General features: G+C 33.7%; 17 protein-coding genes and 1 riboswitch. Of the genes, 12 read left to right on the forward strand and 5 right to left on the reverse strand.

Annotated features, from left to right (window positions below):
• Positions 1-12: 12 nt before the first annotated feature.
• Positions 13-1,287: an IS110 family RNA-guided transposase gene (locus SYNTR_RS00260; protein ID WP_338140459.1), complete on the reverse strand. Its 1,275-nt coding sequence runs from the start codon at positions 1,285-1,287 to the stop codon at positions 13-15.
• A gap of 348 nt (positions 1,288-1,635) precedes the next feature.
• On the opposite strand from SYNTR_RS00260, the gene SYNTR_RS00265 reads away from it, so the two are divergent.
• From SYNTR_RS00265 to SYNTR_RS00300, 8 genes are all read left to right on the forward strand, one after another.
• Positions 1,636-2,418 carry an ABC transporter ATP-binding protein gene (locus SYNTR_RS00265; protein WP_156202620.1) on the forward strand — a complete coding sequence of 261 codons (783 nt, stop codon included), beginning with the start codon at positions 1,636-1,638 and terminating at the stop codon, positions 2,416-2,418.
• A 17-nt stretch (positions 2,419-2,435) separates the two neighbouring features.
• Positions 2,436-2,639, forward strand: coding sequence for a hypothetical protein (locus tag SYNTR_RS00270; RefSeq protein WP_156202621.1), 204 nt, complete (start codon positions 2,436-2,438; stop codon positions 2,637-2,639).
• A 10-nt stretch (positions 2,640-2,649) separates the two neighbouring features.
• Positions 2,650-3,228 (forward strand): sulfurtransferase-like selenium metabolism protein YedF, encoded by a 579-nt coding sequence (yedF, locus tag SYNTR_RS00275; RefSeq protein ID WP_156202622.1) that lies wholly within the window; start codon positions 2,650-2,652, stop codon positions 3,226-3,228.
• 38 nt (positions 3,229-3,266) lie between these two features.
• Entirely contained in the window at positions 3,267-4,415 is a 1,149-nt protein-coding gene (locus tag SYNTR_RS00280) for an aminotransferase class V-fold PLP-dependent enzyme (RefSeq protein WP_156202623.1), read from the forward strand.
• 1,034 nt (positions 4,416-5,449) lie between these two features.
• The gene (locus SYNTR_RS00285; RefSeq protein WP_156202624.1) at positions 5,450-6,301 is read left to right on the forward strand and encodes a 3-hydroxyacyl-CoA dehydrogenase family protein; all 852 of its coding nucleotides are present in this window, start codon (positions 5,450-5,452) and stop codon (positions 6,299-6,301) included.
• Positions 6,302-6,342: 41 nt separating this feature from the next.
• A complete protein-coding gene (locus SYNTR_RS00290; RefSeq protein ID WP_156202625.1) occupies positions 6,343-7,524 on the forward strand; it encodes an acetyl-CoA C-acetyltransferase in 1,182 nt (393 codons plus the stop codon).
• Between the two features lie 23 nt (positions 7,525-7,547).
• Positions 7,548-8,690 carry an acyl-CoA dehydrogenase gene (locus SYNTR_RS00295; protein WP_156202626.1) on the forward strand — a complete coding sequence of 381 codons (1,143 nt, stop codon included), beginning with the start codon at positions 7,548-7,550 and terminating at the stop codon, positions 8,688-8,690.
• Positions 8,691-8,760: 70 nt separating this feature from the next.
• Positions 8,761-10,101: a butyryl-CoA:acetate CoA-transferase gene (locus tag SYNTR_RS00300; protein WP_156202627.1), complete on the forward strand. Its 1,341-nt coding sequence runs from the start codon at positions 8,761-8,763 to the stop codon at positions 10,099-10,101.
• Positions 10,102-10,194: 93 nt separating this feature from the next.
• Here the strand turns inward: SYNTR_RS00300 and SYNTR_RS00305 are convergent, their stop codons facing one another.
• A complete protein-coding gene (locus tag SYNTR_RS00305; protein WP_156202628.1) occupies positions 10,195-11,934 on the reverse strand; it encodes a dynamin family protein in 1,740 nt (579 codons plus the stop codon).
• A gap of 40 nt (positions 11,935-11,974) precedes the next feature.
• A riboswitch (Fluoride riboswitch) is annotated at positions 11,975-12,054 on the reverse strand.
• A gap of 78 nt (positions 12,055-12,132) precedes the next feature.
• A complete protein-coding gene (locus SYNTR_RS00310; protein ID WP_156202629.1) occupies positions 12,133-13,857 on the reverse strand; it encodes a methyl-accepting chemotaxis protein in 1,725 nt (574 codons plus the stop codon).
• Between the two features lie 1,016 nt (positions 13,858-14,873).
• Here SYNTR_RS00310 and SYNTR_RS00315 point away from each other — a divergent pair.
• Together SYNTR_RS00315 and SYNTR_RS00320 are read left to right on the forward strand one after the other, a co-directional pair.
• Positions 14,874-15,725, forward strand: a complete 852-nt coding sequence (locus tag SYNTR_RS00315; protein ID WP_156202630.1) for a 3-hydroxyacyl-CoA dehydrogenase family protein — start codon at positions 14,874-14,876, stop codon at positions 15,723-15,725.
• A 178-nt stretch (positions 15,726-15,903) separates the two neighbouring features.
• Positions 15,904-17,046 (forward strand): acyl-CoA dehydrogenase, encoded by a 1,143-nt coding sequence (locus tag SYNTR_RS00320; RefSeq protein WP_156202631.1) that lies wholly within the window; start codon positions 15,904-15,906, stop codon positions 17,044-17,046.
• A gap of 120 nt (positions 17,047-17,166) precedes the next feature.
• Here SYNTR_RS00320 and SYNTR_RS00325 read toward each other — a convergent pair whose 3' ends face one another.
• Together SYNTR_RS00325 and htpX are read right to left on the reverse strand one after the other, a co-directional pair.
• Positions 17,167-19,242 carry a sigma 54-interacting transcriptional regulator gene (locus SYNTR_RS00325; protein WP_156202632.1) on the reverse strand — a complete coding sequence of 692 codons (2,076 nt, stop codon included), beginning with the start codon at positions 19,240-19,242 and terminating at the stop codon, positions 17,167-17,169.
• 83 nt (positions 19,243-19,325) lie between these two features.
• On the reverse strand, positions 19,326-20,225 hold the full coding sequence (gene htpX / locus SYNTR_RS00330) for a protease HtpX (RefSeq protein ID WP_156202633.1): 900 nt from the start codon (positions 20,223-20,225) through the stop codon (positions 19,326-19,328).
• Positions 20,226-20,523: 298 nt separating this feature from the next.
• On the opposite strand from htpX, the gene SYNTR_RS00335 reads away from it, so the two are divergent.
• A complete protein-coding gene (locus SYNTR_RS00335) occupies positions 20,524-22,623 on the forward strand; it encodes a sigma-54-dependent Fis family transcriptional regulator (RefSeq protein WP_156202634.1) in 2,100 nt (699 codons plus the stop codon).
• Between the two features lie 583 nt (positions 22,624-23,206).
• Complete coding sequence (locus tag SYNTR_RS00340; RefSeq protein ID WP_156202635.1) at positions 23,207-24,412, forward strand: acetyl-CoA C-acetyltransferase; 1,206 nt, start codon at positions 23,207-23,209, stop codon at positions 24,410-24,412.
• Positions 24,413-24,465: the final 53 nt, after the last annotated feature.

Consider the following 24,465-nt stretch of genomic DNA (forward strand, 5'->3'; position numbering starts at 1 on the left):
GGAAGATTTTAATTAAACTTCTCCAACTTTATTGCTGGAGTAAATTTGATTTTTAGTCAGCAAGCCAAAAATCAGACGTACTAATTTACGCGATGTAAGTGCGAGTGCTCTTTTGTGTTGGTGAGTAGTTACTTCACTATATTTTTTAAGGTAAAAATCTTTGTATTCAGGCACATGGTTCTTAACGCTATTTGCAGCCTCGATTAAGTAATACCTTAGATATTTATTACCAGTTTTAGTCATACGAGTATCATCAGCAGAATAGTTTCCAGATTGGTTTACTCTCCAGGTAAGACCAGCATATTTAGCAAAAGCATCGTGAGAGTCAAAGGAAGAAATAGTACCTATTTCGGCAAGAATACCGCTAGCAAGCACTGGTCCGATGCCTGGAACTGAAATAAGAGATTGATACTCTGTAGTATTAAGACCTTTAATAGTTTTTGTAATAGCTTTATCAATAGTTTTTATTTCATCTTCGAAGGCCTTAATTATATTAAAGGAAGAAGCAATTGAGGTGTTTAAAGGCTCATATAACATTTTATCTAAACGATAAGAATCTCTAGCTGCTTTTTGCAGTAGCTTAGCGGTCTCATAAGGATTAGCAAAACGATTCTTACCCTTAGCAGACACAAAAGCTACAAGATCATCAATAGAAGAATAAGTAATATCGTCTAGAGATAAAAATTCAGTTAAAACAGCAGCAGAAGTAGTGCCATAGGTATTAGAAAAAGGCTTGTTATCTTTATCCAAAACAGCCAACTCACTAAACTTTAAATAAATATTAGAAACCATATACGCTTTTTCTCTGGTAATACATTCAACCAAATGAAGTCTATGCCTAGAAAGTCTTTGCAAAGCAAGAAACTGAGCGCCGCGCCAAGGTTTGCAAGTAATTCGACCAACTCTAGCGAAGTCGGCAATTACAAAAGCATCTAACGGATCGGTCTTATTCATATCAACAAAAGATTTTCTGTAATTAGCAACAGACTTAGGGTTAAGACAGTAGACTAGAGGCTTAAAAAACAATAAGTCTTGGTTAGAGGAAAGAAAATTAGCAATATGAGTACTATAAAATGAGGTTGATTCTAAAGCTATAACCACATATTTTAAGCCATTGGAATTTAAACAAGTAACAATACTATCTAAAATAGCTTCAGCACCTGGTTGATTATTTTGAGTCTTTAAACTTAGGAGTTTATTACCTTGAAAATCAAGAGCACACAAAACATTGGTTTTTGAACTAACATCAATACCAACGAATAAAGTTGATAGAACATTGTTCTTCATCAAATCACCACCTTTCATAGGAAGATAATGGTGGAACAATTATTAAAGGAGATATCCCAATCTTAGAAGCTGACTGCAACCTCGCATTATTAGCATTCACCTTTGAAAAATACCTTGCTGCTGGCTAGTCAAAGGGATGCAGCATCTGAGTAAGCAGAATATGGCAACTAAGTCAGGAAGCACGCTTTATTGGCAATAACCGTTTAGGTTTTGCAAGGAGAGGAAGAATTTTCCTTCGCCAATCGTTCTTATGAATAGATTAGCACTGGGATATCTTAAATAAAATAAAAAAATATGTTTAGGCCATTTCAAAAGTGGAACTAAACATATTATACGAGGAGGGTTTTTGTGAAAACTGTTCTACAAATAAAGGAAGTAATAAAAAGATACATTACAGAAAAAAAGCAAATTATTCATGCATTAGATAATATAAATTTAGAAATAAACCATAATGACTTTGTATGTTTATTAGGACCATCTGGTTGCGGAAAATCTACACTACTTAGAATGGTTGCTGGCTTAGAGAGTATTACTGGCGGTGAAATAGTTTACCAAGGACGTAAAATACAAAAAACGAATAGAGATATAGGTATGGTTTTTCAAGAGTATTCCCTATTTCCTTGGCGTAGTGTAATGGAAAATGTAACTGTAGGTTTAGAATTTGCTGGTATTAAAAAAGCTGAACGGCAACAGATCGGAGAAAATTATTTAGACTTAGTAGGGCTTAGCGATTTTAGCAATAGCTACCCTTATGAATTATCAGGAGGAATGCAACAAAGGGTTGCAATAGCTCGTTCTCTTGCAACTGATCCTGATTTACTACTTATGGACGAACCATTTGGGGCACTAGATGCCCATACTAGAATTCTATTACAGCAAGAGCTGCTTAATATTTGGGAGAAAAACAAAAAAACTATTATTTTTGTTACTCATAGTGTTGATGAAGCAGTTTATCTAGCAGATAAAATAGTTGTTATGACACATGGGCCAGGAAAGATTAAGGATATTATAAACGTTGATATGACACGCCCTAGAAATAGAGCAAACCCTAGATATGCTCAATTAACTGCTAATTTGCTAGATATGTTGAATTACAAGGCACCTCAGCAGGATAAAGTTGTTAATTTATAAAAACAAGGGTGATTATTATGGATTTAAGTAAAGAAAAATTACTAGATATAGTTGATAAGCATCCTAAAACAATACGGTTGTTTAAAGAGTATGAGAACAAAACAGGAAATTGTATTTTATGTAATGATTTGTTTTTAACTTTAGAGGATATGTCTAGAGTTAATAATCTTAATCTAGATGAAGTTTTAGTTGATTTAAAGGGTCATATAAACAGGAGGTAGTACTGATATTATGAAAAAAGTTATTGATGCTAGGGGGCTTGATTGTCCTGAACCTGTTATCTTAACTAAAAAGGCTATGGATAGTGGTGATGTATCAGATTTGATAGCGATTGTTGATAGAACAGTTGCTTTAGAAAATGTCACTAGATTAGCAAAAAGCCAAGGTTATAGTGTTGATGTAAAAGAAGAAAATGGTTCATATTATATACATATGAATAAAGATAAGCAGGAGCTAGTGACTAGTAAAAAGAATGATGATATTGCTATCTTAATAACTAGTAATCTATTTGGAGAAGGTGAAAAAGAGTTAGGGAAAGTATTAATGAAAAGCTTTCTTTATAGTTTGAAGGAAATAGAAGGTAACTTAACACACTTAATATTTATGAATAGTGGAGTATTTTTAACTACTAAAGGGTCTGAAGTAATCGATAACCTTAAAGCATTGGAAAATGACAATGTAGAAATACTTTCTTGTGGAACTTGTCTTGATTTTTATGGAATAAAAGAAAGTTTAGAAGTAGGTAAAGTAACTAATATGTATACTGCTTTAGAGACATTAACTTTAACTAAAAAGAGTATAACTGTATAATAATAGTTAGTAATGGGCAAAAGGCTAGGAGGTTTTATATGAATACTATCTATATGGATAATGCAGCAACTACATATCCTAAACCAGAGAGTGTATATGAAGCAATCGATTATTTCAATAGACATATGGGAGGTAATCCCGGTAGAGGAAGTAACCAGCGTAGCTTAAAATCAGGGTCAATAGTTGTGGAAGCTAGGGATGCTTTAGCTAGACTGTTTAATATAGAAGATAGTTCCCAAATAGCTTTTACCCAGAATATTACTGAATCTTTAAATATAGTGCTAAAAGGTCTACTTAAACAAGGAGATCATGTTATAACTACTAGCATGGAGCATAACTCTGTTGCTAGACCTTTAAATATTATGTCTCGTGAAGGAATTGAATGGACGCAAGTTAAATGTGAGGATGATGGTAGTTTAAATCCTGAAGATATTAAAAAAGCTATTAAAAATAATACTAAACTAATCTGTATACTTCATGCCTCAAATCTTACTGGTACAATTATGCCTGTTGAAGATATAGGAAAAATAGCACGAGAAAATAATGTTCTATTTGCTATTGATTCAGCACAAACAGCAGGAGTATTACCAGTAGATGTTGTAAAACAAAACATAGATATTTTAACCTTTACGGGTCATAAAGGGCTTCTTGGGCCTCAGGGAACAGGTGGTTTGTATATTAAACCAGGTTTGGTAATAAATCCTTTAAAAGTAGGAGGAACGGGTTCCTTATCAGAGTCTTTAGAGCATCCAGATTTGATGCCTGATTGCTTCGAAAGTGGAACACTAAATACCCCTGGAATAGCCGGATTACTAGCTGGAGTAGAATTTATAGAGAAGACTGGATTAGTAAATATACAAAAGCACGAACAGATTGTTACAGATATGTTAATTGGTGGTTTAAAAGAAATAAAAAGTGTAAATATTTACGGACCTCAAGCTAGTAATAAACAAACAGCAGTTGTTGCTTTTAACATAGAAGGCATGGATTGTGGGGAACTAAGTATGAGCTTAGACATGGAGTTTGGAGTTATAAACAGGTCTGGTTTGCACTGTACCCCACTAGCACATCAAACTATAGGGACATATGAAATTGGTGCATGTCGCTTAAGTCCAGGGTTTTTTACCACCGAAGATGAAATAGCTAAAGTAATTAAAGCGGTTAATGAGATAAGTAAAAGAGTTTAAATAAATATTATAGTAACTTTTTAATAATTAACAATATAAAACTCCTGTCCTATATATGGCAGGAGTTTTATGTTTTTAGGGATTATTTGAATTTTAATAGCATAACTGATAGGAATTAAGAGAATAAAGATTCGAATTTATTTTCTATTTAAGATAAAAAGACACAAATAAAACATAATTAGCAAAAAAATTTATTTTATATATAATAATGACTTTAAATAACTAGGAATTAAATGCATTGGCGCATTATTCCCTATTTGTACAAGGGAATTTTTCTATATTATGTAAAAATATGTCATATTTTAAATATTAAAATTGTTGTTATCAATCTTCCCCTCTCAATACGCAATTTAACTATTTATCTAGCAGCAACCATTTACCTATTATAACACCTGCAGATGGCAATGCACGTCCGCATTGAATGCAATGCATGCTCGCATTAAAGTTTAATGCGAGCATGCATTAAACGACTCAAATCCTTTGCCAAACAACATGGAGAAAATTAAAAAACCCCTATTTAGGCTATTTTCAACAGTTTAGCTTTGTATTTATGTTTGGCATGCTAATTGCAAATTAACATATTAAGAATTTATATATTTGTTTATTTCATATAAGCAAACTTAATAAATGCTAATATACGCTAGTATGTATGTTTTGGTTGATTATTGAATTACTACTGCTCTATGGTAGTGGAATTGAATGCCACTTTTCCATTTAAGCATAATGTTTTATAAAACATCATGGAGCAGTGGAATCCTTTTTTATAAAATGCGAAGCATTATATTAATTGTTTCATGTTGTATAGATTCTATCTTAGCTATTTGACGGTATGCTAAAAAATTTAACTATATCCTATAAAAATATAAATTTTTGAAAAAAGGGGGGAAATGATGAAGATATTAAGCATGTGAAGGGGGTATAACACTTTAAAGTAAAAGATTGGCGGGGTTATGATTTTTAAAAACAGAAAACCAGAGCGATAAAACTTAAGAGAGACGTGCTTAAAGATAATTTTAAGAGGAGGTATAGATAAAATGGCTATAAACAAGGTTGGAGTTTTAGGTGCTGGAACTATGGGGGCTGGCATTGCCCAAGTTTGTGTTGAAGCTGGATATACAGTTGTTTTGGTTGATATAGAGCAAAGTATGGTTGACCAAGGGCTGAAAGGGATATTTAAAAACTGGGACAAAGCAGTTTCTAAAGGTAAGAAAACTGAGGAAGATGTTGGCAAGTTTAAAGGTTTATTAACCAGTGCTACAGATAATAGTAATTTTAAAGATTGTGATATTGTAATCGAAGCAATTATAGAAAATATTGATATTAAGAAAAAAGTGATGAAAGGATTAGACGAGTTATGTAAAGCTGATACCATTTTGGCGACAAATACATCAGCTCTAAGTATAACGGAAATTGCGGCCTCAACTAATCGCCCTGATAAAGTTGTCGGTATGCACTTCTTTAATCCGGTTACAGCTATGAAATTAGTTGAAGTTATACCTGGTGCAGAAACTTCTGAAGCAGTTGTTAATACAGTTGTTGAATTAAGCAACAACATTCGCAAAGAACCAGTGCCGGTTCAAGAATCACCTGGATTTATAGTTAATAGAGTATTAATTCCTTATATAAATGAAGCTGCAATTCTTTATCAAGAAGGTGCTGCTTCTGCTGAAGAAATTGATAAGGCGATGAAATTAGGAGCTAACATGCCTATGGGACCACTAGCTTTAGCAGACTTAATTGGTATAGATGTATGTTTGATGATTATGAACTATTTCTGGAATGAATTTGGTGACTCTAAATATCGTCCTGCATTGTCACTTAAGCAAAAAGAAAGAGCTGGTCATTTAGGTAGAAAAACAGGCAAAGGATTCTTTGATTATAAATAACGTTTATATCGAGAGAAATTTAAAGAGGGGGATGTGAGAATATGACTAAAGAAGTAGTTTTGGTTGGTGCATGTAGAACACCTGTAGGATCATTTGGGGGCACATTAAAAGACGTAAGTGCTGTAGAACTAGGAAAAGTAGTAATGGAAGACAGTTTAAAACGAGTTGGATTAAAACCAGATCAATTAGATGAAGTAATATTCGGATGTGTATTACAAGCTGGTCAAGGTCAGAACGTGGCTCGTCAAGCCTCTATTCATGCTGGTATACCGGAAACCGTTCCAGCATATACAATCAATAAAGTTTGTGGTTCAGGACTAAAGTCAATTAGTATAGCTGCACAAGCTATAAAAGCAGGTGATGCAGATGTTATTCTTGCAGGTGGAACTGAGAATATGTCACTTGCTCCTTATGCACTAGAAAAGGCACGTTATGGATATAGAATGGGACCTGGAAAAATAGAAGACTTAATGATAAAAGATGGTTTATGGGAAGCTTTTAATAATTATCATATGGGAATAACTGCAGAAAATATAGTAGACGAGTGGAATATATCTCGTGAAGAACAAGATGCTTTTGCTTTTAGAAGTCAAGATCTTGCTGCTAAAGCGATAGAGGAAGATAAATTTAAAGATGAAATAGTACCAGTGGTAATTAAGACTAGAAAAGGTGAAACAGTTTTTGACAAAGATGAACATCCTAACTTAGCACCACAGGAGAAGTTAGCCAAAATGAGACCAGCCTTTAAAAAAGATGGTTCTGTTACAGCTGGAAATGCCTCTGGAATAAACGATGGTGCAGCAGCAGTAATAGTTATGTCTAAAGAAAAAGCAGACGAACTTGGCTTAGAGCCTTTAGCTACAATTTCAAGTTATGCATCAGGTGGTATTGATCCTAAGATTATGGGTATTGGACCTGTTCCTGCTACTAAAAAGGCTTTAGATAAAGCAGGATTAAATATAGAAGATATAGACCTTATAGAAGCTAACGAAGCATTTGCAGCACAGTCTTTAGGAGTATCAAAAGAACTTGGTTTAGAAAAGGTTATGGATAGAGTAAATGTAAATGGTGGGGCAATAGCAATTGGTCATCCAATTGGAGCGTCTGGTACAAGAATATTAGTCACACTGCTTTATGAAATGCAAAAGCGTGATTCTAAAACAGGTTTAGCTACTCTCTGTATTGGTGGAGGACAGGGTATAGCTATGGTAGTTTCTAGATAAACAAAAAATGAGGAGGATTTTTAATGAATTTTAGATTATCAGAAGAACATGAAATGTTTAGAAAAACATTTAGAGATTTTGCAGAAGGAGAAATAGAACCATCAGCTGCTGAACGTGATGAAGAAGAAAGATTTGATATGGATCTATTCCGCAAAATGGCTGATTTAGGCATGTGTGGATTACCGTGGGGAGAAGAGTACGGAGGAGTAGGATCTGACTTTCTAACTTATGTATTAGCGGTAGAAGAGCTTTCAAGAGTTTGCGGTTCTATGGGTGTTACTTTATCAGCTCACGTATCACTAGCTTCATGGCCAATTTGGAAATTTGGTACAGAAGAACAGAAACAAAAATATCTAGTGCCATTAGCTGAAGGGACTAAAATGGGGGCATTTGCAATTACTGAACCAACGGCTGGTAGTGATGCAGGTGGAACAAAAACAACTGCAGTACTAGATGGTGATGAATATGTCTTAAATGGAACCAAAGTATTTATAACAAATGCTTATTATGCTGAAACTTATGTTGTAATAGCTAGGACAGGACCTAAGGATCTTGGACATAAGAGTATAAGTGCATTTATAGTTGAAAAAGATACTCCTGGCTTTAGCTTTGGTAAAAAAGAGGATAAGCTAGGTATAAGATCATCAGCTACCTATGAGTTAGTATTCGAAAACTGCCGCATTCCAAAGGAAAACCTTCTTGGTAAAGAAGGAGATGGATTTAAAATTGGTATGATGATCCTAGATGGTGGAAGAAACGGAATTGCTGCTCAAGCAGTTGGAATAGCTCAAGGAGCATATGAATTTGCACTTAACTATTCAAAAGATAGAGTTCAATTTGGAAAACCAATATCTAAACAACAGGCTATCCAATTCAAATTAGCTGATATGGCAACACAAATAGAAGCTGCAAGATTATTAACCTATCAAGCGGCTTGGTTAGAAAGTCAAGGATTGCCATATGGTAAACAAAGTGCAATGGCAAAACTGTATGCGGGTGATGCTGCAATGGCAGTAACAACAGAAGCAGTACAGGTATTAGGTGGGTATGGTTATTCTAGAGAATATCCAGTTGAAAGAATGATGAGAGATGCTAAGATTACACAAATTTATGAAGGTACAAATGAAATTCAACGTGTAGTTATAGCAAGCAATATACTCAAGTAATTACGATATAAATGAACGGAGCTTATGATATTAACTCCGTTCATTGTAAAAAATTGTAGGAGGGTAGATTATGAGTTGGTTAGAAGAATATAAGAAAAAACTAGTAAGTGCAGATGAGGCTGCTAAGGTGGTCAAAACGGGTGATTGGGTAGATTATGGTTGGTGTGTGGGACATTCTTACGATGTTGATAAAGCAATTGCAAATCGAGCATCTGAACTTACTGATGTAAAGCTCAGGGGCGGTGTAACCATGTGGATGCCGGCTATCTTTCAGATAGAGAATCCAGAAGCTCATTTTACTTGGAATTCATGGCATTATTCTGGGGTTGACCGCAAAATAAATGATATGGGTTGTGGTTACTATGCGCCCATTCGGTATTCTGAAGTTCCTAGGTATTATCGCGAAAACGTAGAACCTATAGCCGTCGCTATATGTCAAGTGGCTCCGATGGATGAACACGGTTACTTTAATTTTGGTCCCCAGGCCTCCCATCAGATGGCTACATTTGATGTTTCAACCATTAAAATTGTAGAGGTTAATAATAATATGCCTCGTTGTTTAGGTGGTACTGAGGTAGGGATCCATATTTCAGAAGTTGATTACATTGTGGAAGGGTCTAATCCTCCACTGCCCCAACTAGGTTCTGCAGTGCCTTCGGAAGCAGATGAAAAAGTGGCTGCTCTTATTGTTGATGAAATTCCTAATGGTGCATGTTTGCAATTGGGGATAGGTGGAATGCCTAATGCGGTAGGAATGATGATAGCAAAATCTGATCTTAAAGATTTGGGTGTTCATACTGAAATGTATGTTGATGCCTTTGTAGATATATCTATGGCGGGTAAAATTACAGGACTGAAGAAAAATATAGATCGTGGTCGTCAATCATTTGCATTCGCAGCAGGAACCAGTAAGCTCTATGATTATTTACATAATAATCCTCAAATTATGAGTTGTACTGTTGATTATACTAATGATCCAAGTGTTGTAGGTATGATTGATAATTTTATGTCTATTAACAATGCTGTAGAGATAGATCTGTTTGGTCAGGTTAACTCGGAGTCTTCTGGAACCAAACATATTAGTGGTACTGGTGGACAATTGGACTTTGTAATGGGTGCTTACCGTTCCAAGGGTGGTAAGAGTTTTGTTTGCTTATCCTCAACTTATGGTAAAGCCGGAGAGCCCAAATCTCGTATTGTGCCGACAATGAAGCCCGGAAGCATTACAACTGATAGCCGTACTGTTGTTCATTGGGTGGTAACTGAATATGGCAAGGTTAATCTGAAAGGCAAATCAACTTGGGAAAGAGCTGAAGCATTAATTTCAATTGCTCATCCAGACTTTAGAGATGAGTTAATCCGAGAAGCTGAAAAAATGAAAATTTGGAGAAAGTCCAACAAAATTGTGTAAAGCACTAGTTTAAGTTTTCATTCAAGTTTCCTTTCATAAAGAGCTTGTTGTAGATTTATATCTACAATGAGCTCTTGTTTTGTGTTTTGCGTACTACAGTTGTTTGATTATCTTACTTTCTTTTTTTAGAGCTTCTTCTAATGTATTAATATCTTTATTAATCTGCTCAATTTGTTGGGTTATTACATTTTCATTCGATTGTTTTTGCTTTAGAGCAATCTCTAATTGATTATTTATTTCATTTTTAGCTTCTTCAACCATGTTATCCATTAGTAAGTTTAATTCCTTAGAGGATTTTTTTAGACATTCTAGAAAATGATGTCTTAAAACTCCGCAATTGCGGTCGACATCAATAGAAATTCTATCTATAAATTCCTTGCGAATTAATGGATTAATGATAAAGCTAGGTAGTTTACCAGCAAAAGCAGAGGGGGCTGTTTCAATGAAAAGAGGGGATCTACCCACTTTATAATCTACATTACCGCTTGTATTCATAATGGGAACATCAATTTGTCCATCCCACTTTAATCCAAACATTTCCGATGCTTTTTTATATATATCTTCAACTAAAGCTTTCAGACGTAGCAGAAAACGTTCTCCTGCTTCATTAAAAGTTTTTTCAATCCAGTCAGCGTTTTTTTCACGAAACGGTTTTACTTGATTTAAAACGCTTTCTTCAAGTGCTATATTTAATTCATCAGTTAACTTTTTACTACCTTGTTTATGGTAATTGTTATAAATTTCATCTAATTGCGTATTTATTATTGGTATAGTTTTATCTTGAAACTGTTTTACATTATCATCATATTGGTTTAATATATGCCTTACTTCAGCTTGTAATAAATTTTTAGCTTCTCTTTTAGTGACATCAACATTTTCTAAAAAAAGCTCAAAATCTTTAATATTAGAATTAAGTTTATCTATAGGGGTGATTAGTGTTTCCTTTCTTAAAGTTAATAAATTATATTGATTTTTAGCTATGATGCGCATTCTTGTTTCAATTGAATTAATTAAAATTTCATCTTTTCTATTATTTAATTCTTGGTTTAAAAAATCTAAAAGCTTTTGCATACCGCTTTTTTGGTATTCAATTTCATTACCTTGTATTTTGGCTTCAAGTCCATCGCGAGCAGATACTGGTATTATAGTAATGTTTTCTCTATTTAGCTTATCTTTTAATACTTTGGCTGAGAAGTTAATTAATAAACTTAGTTCCTCTTTATTAACCATATCTAGCTTATTTAGAATAAAAACCGTTGCAGTTTCATTATTTTGTATTTCATTTAAAAAATTTATTTCGGTTTCATTTAAAGGTGTATCACTTGAGAATAAAAATAGTACAACATCAATACTTTCTAAAAAATCACGAGCAGTTTCAGTATTATGCTTATATACAGAACCAACTCCGGGGGTATCATAAAGTTTTATTCCTTTGTTTAACAGAGGATTAGGGTTGTATATGGTAACTAACTTCACTTCTTTTTTATTATCTGGATTTTCTTCTTCTGAAACATAACTACCTAATTCTTTTAGATTAATTTTTTTTTCTTGTCCATCTTTAAACTCTACTAATCCAAAATTATTATTTCCATATTCAATAGCAGTGATAATTGATGTTACAGGAACAACACCTGAAGGTAAAATATTATCACCTAATAATGCATTAATTAAAGTTGATTTACCGCGCTTCATTTGGCCAACTACTGCAATGTTTAACTGTTTGTTACCAAATTGATTTTGTAAACTTATCAAGCTTTCAATTATTGTGTTACTAAGTGAATATTCTTGAGCAATATTTATTAAAGTTTCTAGGTTTTTATTAATTTTTTCCACTGTGTTTTACCTCCCAAAAAACAAAATAGCTCCTGTCCTAAATTAGACAGGAGCCATTAGCCTTATTATTGTTAGGCGTTTAAGCGTAAAGCTATGGTGGGCACCATCACCATATATTTTATTATTCCAATGAACAGTATAGAATAATTTTTTATTTTATACAAGCTAAGATATTTATGTATGTTAATATTTTAACCATTAAGTTCTAAACCTATCAATCAACTGGTTTAGTTTTTCAGCATTTTCAGCTAGTTTATGAGCAGCTTTGCTTACATCTGCAGCAGCTTGTGCTGATACTTCTGTTCCTTTACCTATTTCTTGAGAGCCAGTGTTTGTTTTTTCGATTGTACTTAGAGTATCTTGCATGCCTTTATTTATTTCGTTCATTGCTATAGAAATATTATTAATTTCATTATTAAATGTATCGGTTAGGTTATATAATCTATCAGCGTCTTGCTTATAGCTTTTTCCTATTTCCTCCATCATTTCATAATCTTTAACCACATCATTGTCTACAAACTTAAGCATTTTATTTGAGGCTTTTAAAAGACTTTCTAAAGATGTTTGTACTTGTGAAGTTAGGCCTTGAATAGAACCTACAGTTTCAGAAGAATTTTCAGCTAGTCTTCTAACTTCTTCAGCTACTACCGCAAAACCTTTGCCTTCTTCGCCGGCGCGAGCAGCTTCTATAGCAGCATTTAGAGCTAATAAATTAGTTTGTTCTGCAATTCCGGCTATGGTTTGTGCAAGTGTTGATATTTCTTCTACAACACGAGCCTCTTTTATTGCCTGATTTAATTCATCTTGTATCTCTTGATAAATATTTATTGTTGATTGTTTAGCTTTTTCAGCATCTTTTTGTACTTGTAATGCTTTTTGTTCAATTTCTTTTGCTTCTATATTACCTTCAAGTGCACTTGTGCTTAAAGTATCTAGTTTATTGCCTATTTCTTCACCTGAATCATTAATTTGTTTAGTTGCTGCTGATATTTCTTCCATTCCAGCCGCTATTTCTTGTACAGAGGCACTATTTTGTTGTGTTGTTAAAGCTATTTTATCACTTGAGGTTAACAGCTGTTCACTTGATGCAGCTACTTCTTGAGAATTAGCAGATATATTATCAATGAGGTTTCCTAAGTCATTATGTAATTTTTCAAAAGCTTTAGCTAGTTCACCAATTTCATCATTTCTATTTATAAATTCGTCAGGGATTTTACTAGTGAAGTCTCCATCAGCAATTATTTTTGCTTCATGTGATATGTTTTTTATAGGGTTTGTTATTTGTCTTAATGCTATAAAGAATATAGTTATGGAAATTATAATAGCTAGTATAAGAGCAACACACATTTCTACAATTGTATTAAAATACATTTCTGCTCCTTCTGTGCGTGTTGTTTCCGCAATATGTACATTTATATCTACTAAGTTTTCTACTCTTTCTTGTACTATTGATCTCTGATTTTCTATCATGGGTGCATATGATTGTGCTCTAGATAACCTATCGTCTCTAATTAAATTATTATATCTATCAACCATGGAATAGTAGTTTTCTAATGCTGAATTAACATCATGAAAAGCACTTTCATTATCAGAGTGGTTTATGCGTGACTCACTATACTGAACAGAAAGTGTTTCAAGGGATTCTATGCTTTCCTCTACTGAATTAATAGCTTCTAGTCTATTATCAGCAGATTCTTCAACTAACATATAATAATGGTCACCACGGATAGATAAAAGCTCATTGTATATATCATTTATATACCCAATTGGTAAAAGTGCTTCTTCATACATTCTGTCTAAATTATTATTCATTGAGTTAACTTTGATAATACCGTTTATTCCAATACCTGTAGCAAATAAAATTAAAATTATAAATAGTAGTAAAAATTTAGTACTAATTTTTAAATTTTTATACCACCTCAATAGCTAAACCTCCAATTTATAATCTTTTTCTAATATAATAATATCTAATTTTTTGGTTAAATTTTCTGTAAACATGGTTTCAATTGTGCTTTTTAATGTAGCTATTGTCAAATATGAATATTGACGAATTAATACTGTGTGTGTTGTTTATCTAAAAATATAAGTTTTAGAGTCGAACTTTAGAAGAAAGCTGAAGTATTGTAAATGTTTCGAGAGTTTTCGTATTTCTACTTAAATATTGCACAAAATCTGTGGAGAGTGAAATTATATCTTGAACATAACGATGTGAATTTTTTTATAGAAATTAAGAGAAAATTAACCACTAAAAAAAGTTTCTTTAAAAGCTTAAAAAATTAATGCAGGAGTGCATCCAAATCAAGCAATTTCCATTATTTTCATTTGGCATACTTAACTTGTTTTGGAATATTAAGGGAAAAAGCCCAACAATGCAGATGTGCATTATTTCAAATGCACATCTGCATTGTTGGGCTTTGAAGTTATATTAAATAGAAAATAATAGCAATCACAATTAGCTATTTAAGCTGTTTCTAGTCATATCAGTAAATTTTTATGTTGGCATGTTAATTGCAACTAAACATTATAAGCATTTTTAACCAATAATTGGGTTAGCTGTAAACTGCTGCTCTATGGTAGTGGAAGTGAATGCCACTTTTCCATTTAAACATAATGTTTTATAAAACATCATGGAGCAGTGGGATCCTTCTTTTGAGCATATAAAATACTAAGCATTTATTTAATGTGTTTTTCATATTTAATGAATTCTATCATATATATTTGACTGTATGCTAAAAACTTAAACTGCATCCTATTAGATATAAAGTTTTAGAAAAAGGGGGGAGCATAATAAAGATATAAAGAATATGAAGGGGGGCATACTTTTCAACACTTTAAAGTAAAAGATTGGCGGGGTTATGATTTTTAAAAACTGAAAACCAGAGCGATAGAACTTAAAGAGAGACGTGCTTTAAGATAATTTAAGAGGAGGTATAAATAAAATGGCTATAAATAAGATTGGAGTTTTAGGTGCTGGAACTATGGGGGCTGGCATTGCCCAAGTTTGTGTTGAAGCTGGATATACAGTTGTTTTGGTTGATATAGAGCAAAGTATGGTTGACCAAGGGCTGAAAGGGATATTTAAAAACTGGGACAAAGCAGTTTCTAAAGGTAAGAAAACTGAGGAAGATGTTGGCAAGTTTAAAGGTTTATTAACCAGTGCTACAGATAATAGTAATTTTAAAGATTGTGATATTGTAATCGAAGCAATTATAGAAAATATTGATATTAAGAAAAAAGTGATGAAAGGATTAGACGAGTTATGTAAAGCTGATACCATTTTGGCGACAAATACATCAGCTCTAAGTATAACGGAAATTGCGGCCTCAACTAATCGCCCTGATAAAGTTGTCGGTATGCACTTCTTTAATCCGGTTACAGCTATGAAATTAGTTGAAGTTATACCTGGTGCAGAAACTTCTGAAGCAGTTGTTAATACAGTTGTTGAATTAAGCAACAACATTCGCAAAGAACCAGTGCCGGTTCAAGAATCACCTGGATTTATAGTTAATAGAGTATTAATTCCTTATATAAATGAAGCTGCAATTCTTTATCAAGAAGGTGCTGCTTCTGCTGAAGAAATTGATAAGGCGATGAAATTAGGAGCTAACATGCCTATGGGACCACTAGCTTTAGCAGACTTAATTGGTATAGATGTATGTTTGATGATTATGAACTATTTCTGGAATGAATTTGGTGACTCCAAATATCGTCCTGCATTGTCACTTAAGCAAAAAGAAAGAGCTGGTCATTTAGGTAGAAAAACAGGCAAAGGATTCTTTGATTACAATTAAGATCTAAAATGTGCTAGCGCCTAGAAAGTGCGGATACCTGCGGTATTGTTATAATGATAATTGAACTATAAAAATAAAGTGGAATTTTATATATTGGATAAAACTATTTTCTGCATCTGTGGGGAAGACATAGCTGTAATTATTATTTAGATAAACAAAAAATGAGGAGGATTTATAAATGAATTTTAGATTATCAGAAGAACATGAAATGTTTAGAAAAACATTTAGAGATTTTGCAGAAGGAGAAATAGAACCATCAGCTGCTGAACGTGATGAAGAAGAAAGATTTGATATGGATCTATTCCGCAAAATGGCTGATTTAGGCATGTGTGGATTACCGTGGGGAGAAGAGTACGGAGGAGTAGGATCTGACTTTCTAACTTATGTATTAGCGGTAGAAGAGCTTTCAAGAGTTTGCGGTTCTATGGGTGTTACTTTATCAGCTCACGTATCACTAGCTTCATGGCCAATTTGGAAATTTGGTACAGAAGAACAGAAACAAAAATATCTAGTGCCATTAGCTGAAGGGACTAAAATGGGGGCATTTGCAATTACTGAACCAACGGCTGGTAGTGATGCAGGTGGAACAAAAACAACTGCAGTACTAGATGGTGATGAATATGTCTTAAATGGAACCAAAGTATTTATAACAAATGCTTATTATGCTGAAACTTATGTTGTAATAGCTAGGACAGGACCTAAGGATCTTGGACATAAGAGTATAAGTGCATTTATAGTTGAAAAAGATACTCCTGGCTTTAGCTTTGGTAAAAAAGAGGATAAGCTAGGTATAAGATCATCAGCTACCTATGAGTTAGTATTCGAAAACTGCCGCATTCCAAAGGAAAACCTTCTTGGTAAAGAAGGAGATGGATTTAAAATTGGTATGATGATCCTAGATGGTGGAAGAAACGGAATTGCTGCTCAAGCAGTTGGAATAGCTCAAGGAGCATATGAATTTGCACTTAACTATTCAAAAGATAGAGTTCAATTTGGAAAACCAATATCTAAACAACAGGCTATCCAATTCAAATTAGCTGATATGGCAACACAAATAGAAGCTGCAAGATTATTAACCTATCAAGCGGCTTGGTTAGAAAGTCAAGGATTGCCATATGGTAAAGAAAGTGCAATGGCAAAACTGTACGCGGGTGATGCTGCAATGGCAGTAACAACAGAAGCAGTACAGGTATTAGGAGGATATGGTTATTCTAGAGAATATCCAGTTGAAAGAATGATGAGAGATGCTAAGATTACACAAATTTATGAAGGTACAAATGAAATTCAACGTGTAGTTATAGCAAGCAATATTTTGAAATAATCGATATTAGATTGGTTGAATTAGGCTCAAAATCAGAATGTGTTATGCCGCCAATGCTCTTTTCATAAAGAGAACCCGCTGTAGGACGATTTCCTGCAGCGGGCTCTCATTTTTGTACTTTTAACGTGTTATGCCATATTTATGGACTTTACGAACTATAGTAGATTGGTTGACTTTTAGTGCTTGAGCTACTTGGTAACTTGTGCGGTATCGACTAAATGCATTTTCTAAGAGTTTTCGCTCTGTATTTTCTACTGCCTGTTGCAGAGGTATTATTTGTTTATCATCTTCTAACATGGTAGAAGATGTTTTTATATATGATGATGGCAAGTCATTAATATTAATAGTATTGTCTATGCTAGTGACCACTAATCTTTCTATTAAATTTTCTAATTCTCTTACATTGCCGGGCCAATTATATTCTATCAAATTGTTATAAACTTTATTATCAAGACGTTTTTTCATTCCATATTTCTGGTTAAATTCATTAATAAAGTAATTCATGAGTGCAGGAATATCTTCTCGTCGTTCACGCAAAGGTGGAACTGTTATTGGTATAACATTCAAGCGATAATATAGATCTAAACGAAATAGGTTTTTATCAACCATTGACATTAAATCTCGGTTGGTGCCAGCAATTATCCTAGTATTAACTTTTATAGGCTTTACTCCGCCAACTCGCATAATTTCTTTATCTTGCAAAACTCGAAGTAGTTTAACCTGCAGATTTAGTGGTAATTCACCTATTTCATCTAAAAATAATATACCTCCTTGGGCTAGCTCGAACAAACCTACTTTGCCGTTTTTGTTAGCTCCAGTAAAAGCTCCTGCTTCATAACCAAATAGTTCTGACTCAAGCAAATTCTCTGGGATAGCACCACAATTTAACCGAATAAAAGGGGTGTCATTTCGGTTGCTGTTAAAGTGTATAGTTTCTGCAATTAATTCCTTGCCCACACCAGATTCACCTTGAATCAAAACGGTTGAATCTACATCGGCTACTCGCATAGCCATATTTATAAGTTCTTTCATTTTTGTTGAATTCATAATTAGTTTACGGGAATTTTCGAGTTTCATTTGCTGTAATTCGGTTTTATAAAGTTCTTGTAAACCCTCTACCCTTTCGAGTCTGCGTTGTAGTTCATTTAATTCGGTTATGTCTCGAACGTTGGTAACTACTAAAATAATATTACCTTTTTCATCATAGATGGGATTACTAGTTACCAAAGCTTCCTTGCCAGTGCTAGCAGTCAAGGTGAGGGTAGCGCGATCTCCTGTTTCTAGTGCAACTAGGGTTCCGGATCGAGAAAAGACACCTCTGTCTACCAATTCTTTCATATTACGACCTACACATTGTTCTTGGGTAATTCCCATTATGCGTTCAAAACCTTTGTTGAGGCGCAGAGTATTAGCTTGGCCATCAGTTACATATAGTCCATCAAAGGAAGATTCAATGATAGCTTCTAATTCTCTGTTTAGACGTTTAGTATATTCAGATTTTTGTATCATTGTTTCGATTTCTGATATATCGCGCAGTACTAGTACTCGTCCTATTTGTTCCGAATCCCTATATACATTTTTGCGATAAGGGACATAGCTTAAACCGTTAAATGAAATTTTATTATCGGGATATGATATTTCTCCAGTTAACAGTTCTAGTATTTCTTGATTTGGTATTACATTTTCAGCATGAGAATTTAAAGCTTTTGTTTCATTTATGTTAAAAGCCTTTGCAGCCCATTTATTAAAAATTTTAATAATATTATTATTATTAATAGCTATTACTGGATTATATACTGCATCCATAGTGGCTTTTATATTTTCTTTTTCATCTTTACGACGCTTTATATATACATTTATTATATCTTTAGGTTCAATAACGCCCACAGGCAAACCGTTCTTTAAAACAATACCTGACTCTAATTGTCTATTATTATTAATTGAAAGCTTATCGTCATGGGCAAGAAAATAGCAATCACTTTGCATTATTTCTGGCACTCTAGTTTCTAAAGATGTGCCATTTAACATTGCATGTAGCAACAAATCTTTAGTTATGATTCCTATGCATTCATTACTGGAATCCAAAACTGGTGCTTTGGTTATACCGCGATCTAGCAATAAGCGAGAAGCTTCTTCTATAGTTTGCTCTGAGTATAAAAATACTGAATTAGGATTTACTGCTTCATATGCTTTCATTTTGTATCCTTCTCTCCCTTTTTATATATATTTATACTAGCATAAATTAAATCCTAGCTCTAATGTATATTCTGAGAACTTTTCTATTTTCTATTTTCTAATCTTCTTATGCGGTCTTCTAAGTCAGGGTGTGTAGAAAACAACTCCCTGATTCCAGCTTTTCTTGCATTCTTTTTTCCCCCGTTTATTTTAAAGGTTTGAATTGCCTCTTGGTCAGTATCTACCTTATGAACAGAGCCTTGTAATGATTTTAAGGCTTTGAGCATTTTTTGCTTTCCGGCTAATTGTGCCCCGGCATAATCAGCCGCATATTCTCTGTGCCTTGAAAAAGCCATAACTGCAATACTTCCTAATATAGATAATAAAATTTGGAAAACAATTATTGAAAGAAAATGAACAATGCCAGCCATTTCCCTGCGCACAAAAGTTGATGCAATATAAGCAAATATTCTTGATAAAAATACCACGAAGGTATTAATTACTCCCTGGATTAGTGTCATTGTAACCATATCTCCATTAGCAACATGTGCAACCTCGTGAGCTAAAACTCCTTCAACTGCATCTCGGTTCATGTTGCTTAACAAACCCTGTGATACAGCTATTAATGAATTATTTCTAGAAGGACCAGTAGCAAATGCATTAATTTCCGATGATGGATAAATACCTACCTCAGGCATTTTATTTATGCCTGCCTGTTGAGCTAAACGATGTACTGTATTTACTAATTGGCTCTCCTGTGAATTTAGTCTATCATTAGGGTCAAGAACCCTAACATTCATCATTTTCTTAGCCATCCACTTAGATATAAATAAAGAAATAATAGAACCACCAAAACCAATTACAGCAGCAAATATCAACAACTCATAATACATAATTGCGCCTGTTTGATCGATATAACGATTAACTCCTAAAAGTGATGTGATTATAATTATAGTTGTTAGTACTAACATATTAACAAGTAAAAAAATTCCTATTCTCTTCAACTTGTGTACCTCCTTTTAAAATATTATTTTTATTATTTTAGCATTTTATAGCTTGAAGTTGGAAAGTATGTAACTAATCTATTTTTTATAACTTGTCCCAAGGATAAAAGATTAATATCTGTATAGATTAATATACAATAGAGGTGTACTGCGAATTGAGATGTTTATTAATGTTGGCAAAACTGATAATGGATGATAAAATCAATGTGCAAACTTGGCTGTGATTTGTTTGTATATGGTTAAAATTTAAATTTATAGTTGTTGTTTAATGGTTGGTTGTGTTAGTGGGGGGGAACAGATGAAAATTAAAGAGATCATGACTACTGATCTAATATTTTTAGATCCTAAAATGACTATAAAACAGGTAGCTCAAATTTTTATGGAAAACCATATTGACGGAGCACCTGTAATAAATAACGAAAAAAAGTTAATTGGAGTGCTAACGAAGAGTCATATTTTTAAACTCGTATCAGAAGCTTTGTCATTCGATACTTTAGTCGAAGATCTTATGATTAAAGAAGTAACTTTCTCAAGTCCGGAGGAAGAGATTGAGTATTTACTTAAGTACTCTAATGTTGGAAGACTACCGGTTGTGGAAAACGATGAAGTTGTTGGATGGTGTACAAGGACAGACTTAGTAAAAGCTTTTTTTGAATCTCACAATGAAATGGTTCATGAGCTACAAACTATAATGGATTCTACTCACAATTTAATTGTGGCAATTGATGAATTTGGTACAATTAAAACTTTTAATAAATCAGCTCAGAACGTGTTAGGGATTAGTGCAGAAGATATAAAAGGCAAGAATATTAAAGATGTATTTCCTAATAGTGAACTTTTAAAAGTAGTTGCTACAGGTGAAGCCCAGACTTTACAAAAAATAGAACTTAACAACAGGTGGTTTATATCAAATAGAAGTCCGGTTAATAAAGATGGCAAAATCATTGGTGCGGTAGCAGTGTTGCAGGATATATCAGAAGTAGAGTTGATCTCACAAGAGTTAAAAAGCGTGAGAGAACTTAATAGGGAATTAGATGCAATTATAGATTCTTCATTTGACGGATTATATATTACTGATGGAAATGGTCAGATTTTACGATTAAATAAAGCGATTGAAAGAATATCAGGTTTAAATAGTGAGGATTTTTCGAGGAAAGAGGATGATGGGCTTGTTGAAGATGAAGTTGTATCGAAATCTGTAACAGATGAAGTTTTAAAACAAAAAAAGCTTGTTACAATCATTCAACAAACTAAAGCAGGGAAAACAGCATTAGCAACAGGAAGTCCCATATTTGGAGAAGATGGCGAAATTGTCAGGGTAGTTGCAAATGTTAGAGATATAACAGAGCTTAATGAGCTTAAACAAAAACTTGAGCAAGCTGAAGAGATAAATAAGCATTACCAAAATCAATTAAAGGCATATAAAGGGCCGAAGCATGGTTATGATGACATAATATACTCGTCTCATAAAATGAAAGAGGTTTTGAATCTGGTTTCAGCTTTAGGTGAAGTTGATTCAACTATATTAATTACTGGTGAATCTGGTGTAGGAAAGGAAATTATTGCGGAAGCATTGTACAAAACAAGTAACAGAAGTAATGGTCCTTTTATAAAGGTAAACTGTGGAGCAATTCCGGATAATTTATTAGAGTCAGAGTTATTTGGGTATGAGAGTGGGGCTTTCACAGGGGCTAAAAGAGGAGGGAAAATTGGTCTATTTGAACTAGCTAATAATGGAATGATATTTTTAGACGAAATAGGCGAATTATCTCTGCGTTTACAAGTAAAACTACTAAGGGTTCTTCAAAACAAAGAGATTGTAAGAGTGGGTGGCAATACCTCGATACCTATAAATATGAGAATAATAACAGCAACAAATCGCAATTTAGAAAAAATGGTAGAGGAGAGCACTTTTAGAGAAGATCTCTATTATCGATTAAATGTTATACCTATTCATATTCCACCACTTAGAGAAAGGAAAGAAGATATCCCTATACTTGTAACTCATTTCGTGGAGGAGTTTAATAATAAATATAATAAAAACAAATACTTTAGTCCTGAGGCATTAGATTCGTTACAAAATTACTCATGGCCGGGTAATGTTAGGGAACTGGAAAACTATATTGAAAGACTGCTGGTAATAACACCAGGCAACAGGATAACATTACGTGATTTGCCTAGTAGTATTGGGAATAGGGTTGAGTTGCCATTTTCAAATGTTAGCATTGATGGTCTACCACCCTTAAAAGAAGCGGTTGAAACTGTTGAGAAATGCTTAATAGAACAAGCTTATAAAAAATTTAGAACTACTAGAAAAATGGCACAAGCTCTTCAAGTTAACGCTTCTACTATATCTCGAAAAGCTACTAAGTATAAGATTAACCTTGGATCTGATTAAAAGTTAAGTACATGTTAAATTAGCGTAAATTTTATACAAAAAAATGTTGCGCACATGCAACAGCTGTTGCAGAAACAGAATAGAGTACTCTTAGTGCATTCATAATGCGTTTAATTGTTATAATAAAAAGAAACGACAAGAAGTTGCGTTGCATATTTACAACAGATTGTGAAAGCAAAAACGTGAAAAATTTAGGTAAAGAACAATTATATCCCCTATACTCATTAGCATTAATAATGTATTATATTAATTATTAAAAGTGGCACTAAACTTGCAGTTATTAATTTATATTTAGTGCTGGTATTCTTCGCGAAGACATTACCAATTCTAATCTTACTTAAATAATTACATAAACTCTATCAAGAATAAGGTAACAGGATATGGTTTTTGCTTCTAGATGCGTTTTTGCGAAATAGCAATAATATTTACAATAAGTGAAAAAACTATGTCTAGAGAATCTTAAACATTTGTTTCTTGTCGAGTTATTATTTTTGTTGTTAATTATATTAATATTTTGTAAAATGTAAATTAGGTGGTAATGTCAAAATCAAGAAGATTTATTTAAAGAAAGGAGCTTGAAAAAATGAGAGAAGTTGTAGTTGTTAGTGCTGGTAGAACAGCGATTGGAGCGTATGGAGGAAGTCTTAAAGGATTTAAGGCAGTTGATTTAGGTGCTATGGCTATCAAAGAAGCAGTATCAAGAGCAGGCATTAGCCCAGAGCAAGTAGAGTACGTTTATATGGGACAAGTTGTGCCGGCTGGTTGTGGTCAAGTACCTGGCAGACAAGCATCTCTAAAAGCTGGTATCCCTCAAGAAGTTCCCGCAGTTACTGTAAACAAAGTTTGTTCATCCGGAATCAAAACAATAGACATGGCATATCAAGCAGTACAAGCAGGAAGAGTTGATATTGCTGTAGCTGGTGGTATGGAAAGTATGACTAATGTACCTTTTGCATTACCTGATATGAGATGGGGAGCAAGAATGGGTACTCCAAGTAAAAAGGCATTAGATTTAATGGTATGGGATGGACTATGGTGTGCAACTCATAACAAGCATATGGCAGTATTAGGCTCAGATACCTGTAAAGAATTTGGTATTCCTCGTGAAGATCAGGATAAATGGGCGACTCGCAGTCAAAACAAAGCTGAAGAAGGAATAGATGCAGGCAGATTAAAAGATGAAATTTTCCCAGTAGAAATTAAAGGTAGAAAAGGTGCGGTAAACGTATTTGATACAGATGAGCAAATACGCAGAGGTTGCACATATGAAGCATTAGCAAAATTACCTCCAGTTTTTGATCCAGAAGGAACTGTTACAGCAGGTAATGCACCAAGCATCAATGATGGAGCAGCTGCAGTAGTAGTTATGTCAAAAGAAAAAGCTGAAGAACTAGGGATTAAGCCATTATGGTCAATTCTTGGCTATGCTGAAGTATCTCAAGAACCTAAATATATAGCTACTGTTCCAGGACTATCCATCAAGAAAGTATTAGAGCAAACAGGATATAGTCTAGACCAAATGGATCTCATTGAAATTAATGAAGCATTTGCTGCAGTAGCATTAGTAAGTGGTAAAGGTATACTAGGTATGAGCTATGAGCAAATGGATGAAAAAGTAAATGTTAATGGTGGAGCTGTAGCATACGGCCATCCAATTGGTGCAAGTGGAGCACGTATTGCAATGACATTAGCCTATGAACTAAAACGCCGTGGTGGTGGAATCGGTGTAACAGGCATTTGCTCCGGACAAGCACAAGGTGATGCAATGCTAATTAAAGTAGAAGCTTAAATTTTTAAAAGGATTGGCCCATTATATGTATAAATGGGTCAATCTTTTAATAA

The organism is Candidatus Syntrophocurvum alkaliphilum, assembly GCF_009734445.1.
GTDB classification, from domain to species: Bacteria; Bacillota; Syntrophomonadia; order Syntrophomonadales; family Syntrophomonadaceae; genus Syntrophocurvum; species Syntrophocurvum alkaliphilum.